Annotated in this window: 13 protein-coding genes; 5 read left to right on the forward strand and 8 right to left on the reverse strand. The window is 70.2% G+C overall.

Going from position 1 to position 13,519, the window contains the following annotated elements; genetic code table 11:
* Together ABDW35_RS19545 and ABDW35_RS19550 are read right to left on the reverse strand one after the other, a co-directional pair.
* The coding region (locus ABDW35_RS19545) for a hypothetical protein (protein ID WP_343715554.1) at positions 1–479 on the reverse strand (479 nt) is incomplete at its 3' end.
* 126 nt (positions 480–605) lie between these two features.
* The gene (locus ABDW35_RS19550; protein WP_343715555.1) at positions 606–2,276 is read right to left on the reverse strand and encodes a thiamine pyrophosphate-binding protein; all 1,671 of its coding nucleotides are present in this window, start codon (positions 2,274–2,276) and stop codon (positions 606–608) included.
* 168 nt (positions 2,277–2,444) lie between these two features.
* On the opposite strand from ABDW35_RS19550, the gene ABDW35_RS19555 reads away from it, so the two are divergent.
* The 4 genes from ABDW35_RS19555 to ABDW35_RS19570 all read left to right on the forward strand — a co-directional run bounded on the left by ABDW35_RS19555 (position 2,445) and on the right by ABDW35_RS19570 (position 6,414).
* The gene (locus ABDW35_RS19555; protein ID WP_343715556.1) at positions 2,445–3,455 is read left to right on the forward strand and encodes a serine hydrolase domain-containing protein; all 1,011 of its coding nucleotides are present in this window, start codon (positions 2,445–2,447) and stop codon (positions 3,453–3,455) included.
* Positions 3,456–3,761: 306 nt separating this feature from the next.
* Positions 3,762–4,211 (forward strand): DNA starvation/stationary phase protection protein, encoded by a 450-nt coding sequence (locus ABDW35_RS19560; protein ID WP_034838596.1) that lies wholly within the window; start codon positions 3,762–3,764, stop codon positions 4,209–4,211.
* Positions 4,212–4,325: 114 nt separating this feature from the next.
* Positions 4,326–4,841, forward strand: coding sequence for a hypothetical protein (locus ABDW35_RS19565; protein ID WP_343715557.1), 516 nt, complete (start codon positions 4,326–4,328; stop codon positions 4,839–4,841).
* Between the two features lie 157 nt (positions 4,842–4,998).
* Positions 4,999–6,414 carry an APC family permease gene (locus tag ABDW35_RS19570; RefSeq protein WP_343715558.1) on the forward strand — a complete coding sequence of 472 codons (1,416 nt, stop codon included), beginning with the start codon at positions 4,999–5,001 and terminating at the stop codon, positions 6,412–6,414.
* Here ABDW35_RS19570 and ABDW35_RS19575 read toward each other — a convergent pair.
* From ABDW35_RS19575 to ABDW35_RS19600, 6 genes are all read right to left on the reverse strand, one after another.
* Complete coding sequence (locus tag ABDW35_RS19575; protein WP_343715559.1) at positions 6,411–6,752, reverse strand: metalloregulator ArsR/SmtB family transcription factor; 342 nt, start codon at positions 6,750–6,752, stop codon at positions 6,411–6,413. The genes ABDW35_RS19570 and ABDW35_RS19575 overlap by 4 nt on opposite strands.
* A gap of 35 nt (positions 6,753–6,787) precedes the next feature.
* A complete protein-coding gene (locus ABDW35_RS19580) occupies positions 6,788–7,600 on the reverse strand; it encodes an ABC transporter permease (protein ID WP_343715560.1) in 813 nt (270 codons plus the stop codon).
* A gap of 4 nt (positions 7,601–7,604) precedes the next feature.
* Positions 7,605–8,837 carry an ABC transporter permease gene (locus tag ABDW35_RS19585; RefSeq protein ID WP_343715561.1) on the reverse strand — a complete coding sequence of 411 codons (1,233 nt, stop codon included), beginning with the start codon at positions 8,835–8,837 and terminating at the stop codon, positions 7,605–7,607.
* Between the two features lie 187 nt (positions 8,838–9,024).
* Entirely contained in the window at positions 9,025–10,068 is a 1,044-nt protein-coding gene (locus tag ABDW35_RS19590; protein WP_343715562.1) for an ABC transporter substrate-binding protein, read from the reverse strand.
* 48 nt (positions 10,069–10,116) lie between these two features.
* Positions 10,117–10,872 (reverse strand): SDR family oxidoreductase, encoded by a 756-nt coding sequence (locus tag ABDW35_RS19595; protein ID WP_034843060.1) that lies wholly within the window; start codon positions 10,870–10,872, stop codon positions 10,117–10,119.
* Between the two features lie 114 nt (positions 10,873–10,986).
* Positions 10,987–12,960 (reverse strand): phosphatase PAP2 family protein, encoded by a 1,974-nt coding sequence (locus ABDW35_RS19600; protein WP_343715563.1) that lies wholly within the window; start codon positions 12,958–12,960, stop codon positions 10,987–10,989.
* Positions 12,961–13,133: 173 nt separating this feature from the next.
* On the opposite strand from ABDW35_RS19600, the gene ABDW35_RS19605 reads away from it, so the two are divergent.
* On the forward strand, positions 13,134–13,519 hold a 386-nt coding region (locus ABDW35_RS19605), incomplete at its 3' end, for a ChaN family lipoprotein (RefSeq protein ID WP_343715564.1).

Raw genomic sequence — 13,519 nt, forward strand, 5'->3', positions numbered from 1 at the left:
CACTCCGACCCCCCGCGGGGCACCAGCTCCCCAGCCTCCGCGCTGCGGCTGCGGCCGCCGAGGAAAGCCAGGATGCAGGCGCCCTCGCAGCGGCCCGGGGCCGTATCCTCGACCTTGGGGGAACCCGCCGGCAGGGTCGAATCCTCATAGGGCACGGTGCGGCCGACCTCGACGTCGACGCATTGCTCCCGGATCTTGCGGCCGAGCACCATCGCCGCCGCCGGATCGCCGCCGGAGGAATCGAGGTGCAGCGCCGGGCAGCCGTTCTGGGCGGCATAGGCGTCGAAGGCGGCGGGGGTGGCAGCGGTGATCGTGCCTTCCGCCGCCGTCCATTCGCAGCCGATGCAGTTGCCGCCATTGCCGGCGGACACGAAGGTCATCGGCCCAGTGGCTCGCGGCGGCGCATCGGCCGCGATCGCCTGTCCGGCCATCAGGACCGGCACGGCCAGCCAGAGAATTCGGGCCCAGGATCTGGTCATGTGCAGCCTCTCGCGGGAACGCCCGGCGGCCGACGGGTCGCGGGATAGGGATCGTGTCGGACGGCACTATCGGAAGCGTCTATGGCAGGAATGCGACCCTGTCTCGACGCTCTGAGGTGCCAGCCGTCAGCCCTTCGCCTGCTGCGCCGCGGCGCGGATCTGGCTCAGGCTGGCGCGCGGGGTGATCGCCTCCGGGTCCAGCTTGATCCAGATCAGGGCCGGCTTGCCGGCGGCGACCGCGCGCTCGAAGGCGGGCGCGAATTCCTCGGTCCGCTCCACCGTCTCGGCATGGGCGCCATAGGCCCGAGCCAGCTGCGCGAAATCCGGGTTCTTCAGCTCGGTGCCGCTGATCCGGGCCGGGTATTCCCGCTCCTGATGCATGCGGATGGTGCCGTACATGCCGTTGTCGATCACCAGGAACACCACGGCGGCGTTGTACTGGGCCGCGGTCGCCAGCTCCTGCCCGTTCATCAGGAAGCAGCCGTCGCCGGCGGCGGCGATCACCACCCGCTCCGGATGCTGCAGCTTGGCGGCGACGCCGGCCGGCACGCCGTAGCCCATCGACCCGTTGGAAGGCGCCAGCTGGGTGCGCCAGCCGCGGTAGCGGTAGAAGCGGTGGAACCAGGTAGCGTAATTGCCGGCGCCATTGCAGATCATGCTGTCGGTCGGCAGCCGGTCAACCAGCCAGCGCACGATCTCCGACATCTGCACCGGGCCGGGCGACACCACCGGCTGCTGCCAAGCCTCGTAGTCGGCTCGGGCGGAGCGGACCCAGTCCTGCCGGGCCTGGAGGTCGCCGGCCGGGGCCAGGGCGGCCAGAGCTGCGGCGACGGCGGCGGAATTGGCGTTGATCGCCAGCTCGGGCTGGTACACCCGACCCAGCTCCTCCGCCCCGGCATGGATGTGGACCAGCCGCTGTGCCGGCACCGGCACGTTCAGCAGGGTATAGCCGCTGGTGGTCATCTCGCCCAGCCGGGCGCCCAGCACGATCAGCAGGTCGGTGGTCTTCACCCGTTCGGCCAGCTTCGGGTTCGGGCCGATGCCGACATCGCCGGCATAGTGGGTGTGGTCGTTGTCGACATAGTCCTGGCAGCGGAAGGACACGGTCAGCGGCACCTCCCAGGCCTCGGCGAAGGCCTGAATGTCGGCGCGGGCCTTGGCGCTCCATCCGCCGCCGCCGATCAGCAGCAGCGGCCGCTTGGCCTCGGCCAGCAGGTCGCGCAGCCGGGCCAGGGCCTCGACGCCGATGCCGGTCTCGACCGGCGCGGCCGGGCGGACGTCCGGCGCGTCGGTCTCCTCCACCAGCATGTCCTCCGGCAGCGCCAGCACAACCGGGCCCGGGCGGCCGGAGGTCGCCGTGTAGAAGGCGCGCGAGACGAATTCCGGCACCCGGTCGGCGTCGTCGATCTGCGCCGCCCATTTGGTCATCGACCCGAAGACCTTGCGGACATCGACCTCCTGGAAGGCCTCGCGCTCGAACATGTCGCGGCCGACCTGGCCCATGAACACGATCACCGGCGAGCTGTCCTGCTGCGCCACATGGATGCCGACCGAGGCGTTGGTGATGCCGGGGCCGCGGGTGACGAAGCAGATGCCCGGCTTCCCCGTGGCCTTGGCATAGGCGTCGGCCATGTAGGCCGCGCCGCCTTCCTGGCGGCACACCACGACCTTGATCTCCGGCACGTCGTGCAGCGCGTCGAGCACGGCCAGATAGCTCTCGCCCGGGACGCAGAAGATGGTGTCGACGCCGTTCAGGCGCAGGGTGTCGACCAGGGCGCGGGCGGCGGTGCGGGACATGATGGCGACCGTTTCTTATGGGCGTTGCCGGGTGGGTCTAGCACGCGGCTTGCGGCCGTCCAACCCGGGCCAGGTGCAGGGCAGGGCGGCCCGGCCTCGCGCCCCAGCCTTGCGGTCGCCACCGTGGCCATGCTCTAACGACGCCGTTCCCCCCGACGAGCCGTGTCCATGAGCCTCGAGACCCTCGCCGATCATGCCTTCGCTCCCGTGGCCCTCGCCCTGGAGGATGGCCGGATTCCGGGTGCGGCGCTGGGCATCGCCACCGCCGACGGCCAGCGCGCCCTGCGCTGGGGCGGTGTCGCCACCACCCTGCCGAAGCCCGAGGCGCTGCAGCGCGACACCTGGTTCGACCTCGCCAGCCTGACCAAGGTCATCATCACGGTGACCGAGATCCTGAAGCTGGTGGAGGAGGGGGTGCTGGACCTTGACGACCCGCTGGCCAAGCACCTGCCGGACGCGGCGCCGCTGCACGGCGCCATCCCGCTGCGCCGGCTGATCGACCATTCCAGCGGCCTGCCGGCGCAGGAGCGGATCTATCTCTGGCCCGGCCCGGCGGAGCAGCGCCGCACCGCGGTGATCCGCAAGCACTGGCCGGTGAAGGCCGAGCCGGTCTATTCCGACATCAACTACATGCTGCTCGGCTTCGTGGTCGAGCGCTGGCGCGGCGTCGCCTTCAACCAGCTGCCGGTCGGCACCGGCCTGTCCTTCGCCCCGCCGCCGGCGCAATCGGCGGCGACCGAGGTCTGCGCCGTCCGCAACCGCCTCTTGCGTGGCGAGGTGCATGACGAGAACGCCTGGTCGCTCGGCGGCGCCGCCGGCCATGCCGGGCTGTTCGGTACCGTCCGCGGCGTGCTCGACTTCGCGCTGGAGCTGCTGCGCGGCCGGCTGCTGAGCCCGGCGGCGATGGTCGAGCTGTGCGCCCCCCAATCGACCCCCGGCCGCGCGCTGGGGTGGGAGCGGCGCCATCCCGGCTGGAAGGGCGGCAGCCTGTGCTCGCCGCGCACCATCGGCCATCTCGGCTTCACCGGCACCGGGCTGTGGATCGACCTCGACCGCGGCATCGCCTGGACGCTGCTGACCAACCGGGTGCATCCCAGCCGCGAGGTCGACACCGGCATCCAGGATCTGCGCCTGTCGGTCGGCAACCGCATCGCCGCCCGCTGGCGCGACTGGGCCTGACCGTCCGCCCTCGAGGATGGGCGTGACAACGCCGGACCAATTGGCCTAGGTCCGTTGCCGCTTCGCCGGCAAGCTGGCATCGGGCAACTGCCCAGGCCGATTTGGCCGTTTGCAAATCATCTCTGAGTTTGCCCGGCCCTATCCCGTATGACAGGTGGAATCCGATCTGCCTTTTCCGATAAGGAGGGTTGATGGCCCCGATCCGGCGGATCGATTGGAACTCCGCCGGATCGGGGCCATTTACCAATCCGTGGCAGCGGTCCCGGGGACGGGCCGGACGCCTACCGAAGACGCAGGAGAAGGGTGATGAGCAAGGCCTCCAATACACCGGTCGTGGACGCGCTGAAGCAGGTGCTGGCCGATACCTACGCCCTCCAGATCAAGACCCAGAACTACCACTGGAACGTGGAAGGCCCGCAGTTCCGCTCGCTGCACCTGATGTTCGAGGAGCAGTACAAGGAGCTGTTCGCGGCGGTGGATGAGGTGGCGGAGCGGATCCGCGCTCTCGGCGACTATGCGCCGGGCAGCTTCAAGGCTTTCTCCGAACTGACCAAGGTGTCGCCGCCCAAGGACGGCATCGACGGCCAGGCCATGGTCAAGGACCTGGTGAAGAGCCACGAGCTGCTGTCGGAGCAGGCCAAGACCGCCCTCGCGGTGGGCGAGAAGGCCGGCGACGATTCGACCGTCGACCTGCTGACCGATCGGATCACCTATCACGACAAGACCGCCTGGATGCTGCGCGCCACTGCGGCGTAAGCAGATCCAGCATCGTCGGACGCAAAAGGCCCGGACCGGAAGGTCCGGGCTTCTTTGTTGCGGTCGGTTGCGGATCTCTCGAGCATCGCCCCAGGGCGAAGGGGGAGGACCAAAATGGGGCATGCGTCGACCTGTGGCCTGCTGGTTTTGATGGCGATGGCCGCACCGGCCGGTCTTGCCGTGGCGGGGCCGTCGGAACCGCGGGATTGCCGGACCTACTCGTACAGCGACCAGCGGGACCTGCTGGTCCGGAAGCTCAAGCAGGACGGGTACTCGGCCAAGCAGTCGGAGTTCCTGATGTGGCTGTCCGACCTGAAGGCCAGCAGCATCAAGAGCCGTTGCCTGACCGATGAGGGACGGCAATGCGGGGCGGGCAGCATCAAGGGGATGATGCTGGAATGCACCCGCAAGTTTCTGGACGATGCTGTGGCGAAGGCCGGAATGACACCGGCTTCGCCTGGCATGGACGAGATCAGGCCACTGGTCTTGTACGGCAGGACCGAGTTCACGGTTCGCGAGATCCTGGCCTTGTCGATGATGGAGGCGTGCTCCGGCAGTGCGAAGGAACGGTTCTTCAGCCTACCCCAGCAGGGCGACTGCCTGATGGACATGGACGCAACGCCGCCCTGAGGCGCGCCGTGGCGCCTGAATGTCCGGATCGCAATCTTTGCTCGGCGCGGTTAACCCGCCGGCCATTCCTCGCGCGGTTCATGGGGCGGGCCTAGGGCGACATTCCTGCGGAAATGCTGTTTCATGCTTATCCGCATACGATCGTCGGAAGGGGGAGATGATGGTCGATATCGCCAAGGAAGCCCCTGGCGCGCCGGCCGTGGAGCCGAGCCTGCACCGGGTGATGGGGCCCTGGCTGCTGCTGCTGTTCATCGTCGGCGACATCCTCGGCACCGGCATCTACGCCCTGACCGGGCAGGTGGCGAAGCAGGTCGGCGGCGCGGTCTGGCTGCCCTTCCTGGTGGCCTTCGCCGTCGCCCTGGTCACCGCCTTCAGCTATCTCGAGCTGGTCACCAAATACCCGCGCGCCGCCGGTGCCGCGCTGTACACGCACAAGGCCTTCGGCATCCATTTCATCACATTCATCGTCGCCTTCGCGGTGATGTGCTCGGGCATCACCTCGGCATCGACCGCCTCTCGCGCCTTCGCCGCCAACCTGGCGACGGCGTTCAACCTTGGCCTCGGGGGTGGGGGGATCACCCTGGTCGCCCTCGGCTTCATGGCGGTGGTCGCCATCGTCAACTTCCGCGGCGTCGGCGAAAGCGTGAAGGCCAATGTGGTGCTGACCCTGGTCGAGCTGACCGGTCTGCTGATCATCATCTGCATCGGGCTGTGGGCGATCGGCATGGGGCAGGGCGACGTCTCCCGCATCACCCAGTTCGGCGCCACCGACCGGGGGCTGTTCTGGTCGGTGATCGGCGCCACCACCCTGGCCTTCTTCGCCATGGTCGGCTTCGAGGATTCGGTCAACATGGCCGAGGAGTGCCGCGAGCCGAGCCGGATCTTCCCGAAGGTGCTGGTGGCGGGGCTGTGCATCACCGGCGTGATCTATGTGCTGGTCTCGATCTCCTCGATCACGCTGGTGCCGCCGGAGCAGTTGGGCGAGGGCGAGACGCCGCTGCTCAAGGTGGTGCAGGCCGGTGCGCCCGGCTTCCCGCTGGAGATCTTCGGCTTCATCACCATGTTCGCGGTCGCCAACAGCGCCCTGATCAACATGCTGATGGCCAGCCGGCTGGTCTATGGCATGAGCCGGGAGCGGGTGCTGCCCACCGTGCTGGGCCGGGTCCATGCCGGGCGGCGCACGCCCTATATCGCCATTGGCTTCACCACGCTGCTGGCCTTCGGCCTGATCGGCTTCGTCGGCGGCGTGCCGGCGCTGGGTGGCACCACGGCGCTGCTGCTGCTCTGCGTCTTCACCGTGGTCAATGTCGCGGTGCTGGTGCTGCGTCGCGACCGGGTGGAGCACAGCCATTTCCGCACCCCGACCGTCCTGCCGGTGCTGGGCGCCGCGTGCTGCGGCTTCCTGGCCGGCCCCTGGACCGGGCGGGCGACCGAGCAGTACGCCATCGCCGGCATCCTGCTGGCGATCGGCGTCGGCCTCTGGGTCGTCACCGTGCTGGTCAACCGCGCCACCGGCCAGTCGGCGGCGGATCCGACGATGGAGGATCTCGGCGGCGACGGGGCGGTGAATTAGGAAGAGGGCTCGTCCGGCGCGGCGGCGAGGAAGTCGCCCAGCCGGTCGAGCTTGCGCTCCCAGCTCAGCCGCCGCTCGCTCAGCCACTGCTCGGCGGCCTGCAGCGCTGCCGGCTCGATCCGGCAGGTGCGCACCCGGCCGGTCTTCTCCGACCGCACCAGGCCGCTGGCCTCCAGCACCGCCAGATGCTGGACCACGGCCGACAGCGACATCGACAGGGGCTGGGCCAGCTCGCTGACCGAAGCCGGGCCACGGCTCAGCCGTTCGACCATGATCCGGCGGCTGGGGTCGGCCAGCGCCTGGAACATCAGGTCGAGCGGCTGTGCATGGTTAAGCATACGCTTCACTACTCCCGGCCGCTTGCACCAGCAAGTCAGCGCCGGGCCCGCAACCTTTCGCCGCGGCGGCGCAGCGCCTCGATCGCGATCAGCATCAGCGTCGACACCACGATCAGCACGCTGGCGGCGGCGGTGATGGTCGGGGTGATGCTCTCGCGGATGCCGTTGAACATCTCTCGCGGCAAGGTGCGCTGGCCCGGCCCCGCCAGCAGCAGCGCCACCACCACCTCGTCAAAAGAGGTGACGAAGGCGAACAGCGCGCCGGAGACGACGCCGGGCAGGATCAGCGGCAGGGTGACCTTGAAGAACACCGTGGTCGGCCGGGCGCCGAGGCTCGACGCCGCGCGGGGCAGGTTGCGGTCCAGCCCCTGCAGCGTGGCGCCGACGGTGATGACGACGAAGGGCGCGGCCAGCGCCGTGTGCGCCAGGATCAGCCCGGCATAGCTGTTGGTCAGCCCGACCGCGGCGAAGGCGAAGTACAGGCCGACGGCCACGATCACTACCGGCACGATCATCGGCGACAGCAGCAGGCCGGTCAGCAGCCCGCGGAAGCGCAGCGGCGCGTGGCTCAGCCCCAGCGCCGCCGGGATGCCCAGCGCCATGGCCAGCACCGTCGTCGCGCTGCCGACGATCAGGCTGTTGGCCAGGGCGCCCATCCAGCGGTCGGAGCCGAAGAACTCCGCGAACCAGCGCAGCGACACGCCGTCCAGCGGATAGACCAGGAACGATCCGCCGTTGAAGGACAGCGGCATGATCGCCAGGATCGGCGCGATCAGGAACAGCAGCGCCGCGCCGCCGGTCAGCCAGAGGAGCGCGCGCCAGAAGCGCAGGCTTTCGAAGATTCGCATGGCGTCAGCCCAGCCGCATGCGGTCGGCGCCGACCAGCCGGGCATAGACCGCGTAGAGGGCGAGGGTGGCCACCAGCAGCAGCAGGCCGAGGGCCGAGGCCATGCCCCAGTTGACCGTGCTGGTGGTGTAGAAGGCGATGAACCAGCTGATCATCTGGTCCGCCGGCCCGCCGACCAGCGCCGGGGTGATGTAGTAGCCGAGCGCCAAAATGAAGACGAGCAGGGCGCCGGCGCCGATCCCCGGCAGGGTCTGCGGCAGGTAGACCCGCAGGAAGGCGCCGACCGGCCGGGCGCCCAGCGAATAGGCGGCGCGCAGATGCGCCGGCGGGATCGAGCGCATGACGCTGTACAGCGGCAGGATCATATAGGGCAGCAGCACATGGGTCATGGCCACCAGGACGCCGACCCGGTTGTAGACCAGCTGCAGCGGCTCCCCCGCCAGGCCGAGGCCGGTGATGATCTCGTTGACCACGCCGTTGCTCTGCAGCAGCACCACCCAGGCCGTCGTGCGGACCAGCAGCGAGGTCCAGAACGGCAGCAGCACCAGGATCATCAGCAGGTTGGCGATGCGCGGCGGCCGGGTCGCCAGCAGATAGGCCACCGGGAAGCCGATCACCAGGCACAGCGCGGTGACCGAGAGCGCGACCAGGAAGGTGCGCAGGAACACCTCGCGGAAGATCGCCTCCTCGGGCGGGGAGGGCTGGACCGACCCGGCGGCGTCGCGGCGCAGGTCCAGCGCCGCCAGCAGGTAGAAATCGGTGGTCGGCCCGGCGGCGCGGGCGATGGCGCCCCAGGTCTCGACCTGGCCCCAGGCCGGGTCCAGCGCCGTCAGCGTCTCCTGCCAGCTGCCCTTCGGCGCGTCCGGCAGCTTGCGGGCGGTGTTGCTGACCACCGTGCGGAAACCGTTGCGGTCGTAGTTCAGGCGCCGGGCGGCGGTGGGCAGGGTCTTGTCGGCGCGGGCCTGCGCCAGGTCGGCGGCCAGGGCGGCGAAGGCGTCCTCGCCTGGCAGCGCCTCGCCCTGCCAGCCGGCCAGGGCGGCGATGGTGCGCGGCATCACCGGTGCCAGCTCGCGGTCGTCGATTGCGCGCCACAGCATGCCCGCGATCGGCGCGACGAAGACCAGCAGCAGGAAGGCGACCAGCGGCGCCAGCAGCAGCCAGGCCTCGATCCGCCGGCGCCGCCCGGCCCGCCGCAGCGACCGCCGGATCTCGGGGCCGCCCTCGGTCAGGGCGGTCATGACGAGGGCTCAGGAGTCCCCCCTCCCCTCGCGGGAGGGGGGTAGGGGGAGGGGGGTGTCGATCGAAGAGCGGGGAGCATGCAGGATCGTTCGCTTTGGCTGCGCGAACCCCCTCCCCCTGACCCCCTCCCGCGAGGGGAGGGGGGACTCGTCAGCATCTGAGCGCGAGCCATCGGGCTGGGCGAAGCTACTTCGCCGCCCAGGTGTTGAAGCGCTGGGTCAGGTTGTCGATGTTCTCGACCCAGAACTCAGGGTTCAGCTCGATCGCCTGGGACATGTTGGCCGGGTTGGTCGGCAGGCCGGGCAGGTACTGGGCCGGGATCAGCGGCGTCGCCGCCTTGTTGGTGACGCCGTAGGTGATCTTGGTCGGCAGCTTCGCCTGGTTCTCCGGCTTGCCCATATAGGCCAGGAACTTGGTGGCCGCGTCGACATTGGGCGACCCCTTCAGGATCACCCAGCTGTCGATGGTGAACAGGCTGCCGTTCCAGACGATCTTGAAGTCCTTCTTGTCGGCGTCGTTGGCGGCGGAGATGCGGCCGTTATAGGCGGTGGTCATCGCCACCTCGCCGGCCGCAAGCATCTGCGGCGGCTGCGCGCCGGCGGTCCACCACACGATGTTCGGCTTCAGCTCGTCCAGCTTGCGGAAGGCGCGGTCCACGCCCTCGGGCGTCGCCAGCACCTTGTAGACATCGGCCGGGGCCACGCCGTCGGCCATCAGCGCGATCTCGAGATTGGTCTTCGGCCCCTGACGCATCGCCCGCTTGCCGGGGAACTTCTTGACGTCCCAGAAATCGGCCCAGCTCTGCGGCCCGCCATTGGGGAACTTGGCGCCGTCATAGGCCAGGATGAAGTTGTAGACGATGGCGCCGACACCGCAGTCGTTCACCGCCTCGGGCAGATAGGCGTCGCGGCCGCCGATCGCGTCCCAGTTCAGGGGCTCGAACAGGCCTTCGTCGCAGCCCAGCGCCAGCTCCTCGGATTCGACCTGGACCACGTCCCAGCTCGAATCGCCGCCCTCGACCTTGGCGCGCAGGACGCCGATGCCGCCGTCCCAGCTCTCGTCATGCATCGGGTTCCCGGCGGCCTTAAACGGCTCGAAATACAGTGCGCGCTGGGCGTCCTGATAGGCGCCGCCCCAGGACACGACGGTCAGGTCGCGCGCCATGGCTGGCGCGGCGAAGCCGGCCGCCAGCAACGCTGCCGCGGGCAGAAGGCGGGTGAAACGGATCATGCTGGCACTCCCTGTTTTCTTGTTCCGCCGAAGGCGGCGGCTTGACGCCTACACGTGCTGGCCGCCGTTGATGTGCACCTCGGCCCCGGTAATGTAGGACGAGCCGGCGGTGCAGAGGAACATGATCGTTGCGGCGACCTCTTCCGGCTTGCCCAGGCGCTTCATCGGGATTTCGCCGTCGATCATCGCCTCGGTGCCCGGCGAGAGGATCGAGGTGTCGATCTCGCCCGGCGCGATCGCGTTCACCCGCACGCCATGCGGCCCGAATTCATGCGCCATCTCGCGCGTCAGCGCCGCCAGCGCCGCCTTCGAGGTGGCGTAGGCCGGGCCGGCGAAGGGGTGGACGCGGCTGCCGGCGATCGAGGTGACGTTGATGATCGTTCCCTTCGCGGCCTTCAGCGGCTCGAACAGCCCGCGGCCGAGGAGGGCGGTGGCGAACAGGTTGACGTTGAACACATGCATCCAGGTGGCGTGGTCGGTGTCCAGCACGCCCATGCGCTTGCCGCCGGGCAGCTTGGGCGAGATGCCGGCATTGTTGACCAGCGCGTCCAGCCGGCCATGCGGCAGGCGGGCCCGCAGGGCGGACAGGCCCTGCTCGATCCCGTCCAGGTCGGCGAGATCGAGCTGGACATGGTCCTCCTCGCCCGCATGCCACGGGCAGTCCTTGGAGAAGGCCTGGCGCGAGACGGTGATTACCCGCCACCCGGCGGCGCTGAAGCGCTTCACCGTGGCGTGGCCGATGCCGCGGCTGGCGCCGGTCAGGATCAGGGTCTTCGGCTCGTCCGTCGGGGCCGTGCTGGACATGACTGCACCTGGGCTGAAGGGGTCGATCGTTGAGAACGGATCGCGATCGCATCATGCGGTGCGGCGCCGCATCCGTCCAGGGGCTGGAAGGCATGGCAGCATGCCGCACCGGGCTCAGGGCCAGGCCAGCACCAGGCCGGAGGCGGGGGAGGCGGCGTTCGGCAGGCGGGCCAACTCGGGCAGCTCCGGCAGCGGCCCCTCATCCTCGGCGTCGATGGCGCTGACCAGGCCGAGCGGGTGGTGGATCGACTCGATCCCGGGCGCGCCCAGCAGGATCGGGCTGCCAGTTTCCAACGCGAAGCCCGAGCGCCACAGCCGCAGCACTTCGCGGCCCGTCCCGTCCGCCGCGGGGCGGATCAGGGTCAGCACCGGCATCCGCCCGTCCTGCAGCACCGGCGGCACCGGCAGGGTGCGGGCATCGGCCGTGTCGTCGAGATAGCGGGCGGCGGTGGCGACGCTCCAGCCCGGCGGGGCGATCCAGCCGGCGGGGGCAAGCGCGGCGGCCAGCGCTTCCGGCGGCCCGGCCCATTGCAGGCGGAAGTGCTGCTCGGCGTCGCCCTCCAGGTCTATGCGCTGCTGTGGCAGCCGGCGCCAGCCTTCCGCCCGCCACTCCGCGGCCGGCATCGCGACGGTCCGGTCGCGGATCACATACATGGCCGCGGCGGCCTGGAAGCCGGTGGCGACATGGGCGCCGCCAGCGATGGCCAGGGTCAGCAGCAGCGCGGCGGCGAAGCCGCGGGGGCGGATCCGCTCCGGGTTCGCGCCGCGGAAGGCCATGGCGAAGGCGACGGTCATGCCCAGGCCGAAGATCAGCCCGGCGGCGACGTCGGACGGCCAATGCGCCGCCAGGTAGACGCGCGAGGCGCAGACCAGCCCGATCAGCGCGGCGGCGACGCTCAGCGGCACCAGTTGCCAGCGGCCGGGGAGGCCGCGCGCCACCAGCCAGCCAAGGATGCCGTACAGCACGGCGGAGAAGGCGGCGTGGCCGCTGGGAAAGCTGAAGGCGTCGGCGCCGCTGTACAGGTCCGTGGTCGGCCGCAGGATCTGCAGCCGGCCCTTCACCAGCGGCACGAAGGCGGCGGTAACGGCGATGGCGATGGCCACGCCGCCGGCGCGGTGCCAGGCGCGGTGAGCCGCCAGCCAGGCGATGGCGGCGACGACCATGATGGTGACGGTGAAGCCGTCGCCCAGCATGGTGACGACGGTCAGGGCGGTGTCGCCCCAGGGCGTGCGCAGCCCCTGGACGAAGGCGCTGATCGCGCCGTCGGCCCGTGCCAGCCCGCCATGGGCGGCGACCAGGCTCAGCAGGTTGACGAAGCCGGCCACCAGCAGCAGCACCAGGGCGCCCAGCGCCGCCATGACGCGCAGGTCCGGCTCGTCCGGATCGGCCAGCCGGGCCAGCAGGCGGGCCGGGCGGCTGCCGCGGGCCATGGCCCAGCCATGCACCGCGTGCTGCGCCCAGCCCAGCAGCGGCAGCAGCCGGCGCCAGACCCAGCGGGTGACGACGACCAGCAGCCACAGCGTCAGCCCCAGCACGGCCAGCATCGCCACCAGCCGGCCGCTGACGGCGCCGAGAGCGCCCAGCGACGCGCCCAGCACCGCGCCGCCCAGGATATGGGCCGGCGCCCAGACGATCGCCGAGGCGATGTTGACCGAATAGAACAGCCCCGGCCGCAGCCCCAGCGCGCCCGCCACCATCGGGATCATCGGCCGCAGCATCGGCAGGAAGCGGCCCAGCGCGATGCTCTTGCCGCCATGCCGGTGGAAGAAGGATTCGCCGCGGGCGACCAGCGCCGGATAGCGGCTCATCGGCCAGGCGCCGAGGATGGTGCCGCGCCAGCGCCGCCCCATCTCGTAGGACACGCCGTCGCCGATGATCGCGCCGGCGGTGGCCCAGACCAGCATGGGCCACAGCGGCAGGTGCCCCAGCCCCACTACGGCGCCGACGCCGATCAGGATCGGCGAGCCGGGAATGAACAGGCCGATCACTGCCACCGATTCGGTCAGGGCGATCAGGAAGATCAGCAGGCCGGCCCAGTGCGGGTGCTGGCCGATGAAGCCGATGACCGCCTGTGCGATGTCGGTCATGCCCCCACCCCGGTCTGGTCTGGTCCCCGCCTCATCCCGACTCCTCGTCTCGAACCGGTGTCATAGCTCGCGATTTCCGCGGCTTGGCGCAACCCTGCCCGTCGTCGCGGCGAAGCGGTTGCCGTGGGCGATGAAGGCTGCCACATGAGACCGGTGTCGGACGGAGTGCAACCATGGCGATGAGGGGGAGGATCCTGGTCCTGGCCGCGGCGAGCCTGCTCGGCTGGTCCGTGGGCGGGTGCGCGGCGCCGGCCTCGCATCCGGCGCGGCCGGATGGCGGCATCGTCCTGCTGGGCGAGACCCATGACCGCGTCACCGACCACCATTGGCAGCTGCAGCGCATCGCGGCGTTGCACGAGCAGGAGCCCAAGCTGGCCATCGGGCTGGAGATGGTGCCGCGCAGCCGCCAGGCCGCGCTGGACGCCTGGATCGCGGGCAAGCTCGACGAGGCCGCCTTCCTGCGCGAGGTCGACTGGGAGCGGTCCTGGGGCTTCGATTTCGGCCTGTACCGGCCGATCTTCGCCTATGCCCGGATGAAGCACATCCCGCTGATCGCGCT

This window comes from Inquilinus sp. (assembly GCF_039594555.1).
GTDB lineage: Bacteria > Pseudomonadota > Alphaproteobacteria > DSM-16000 > Inquilinaceae > Inquilinus.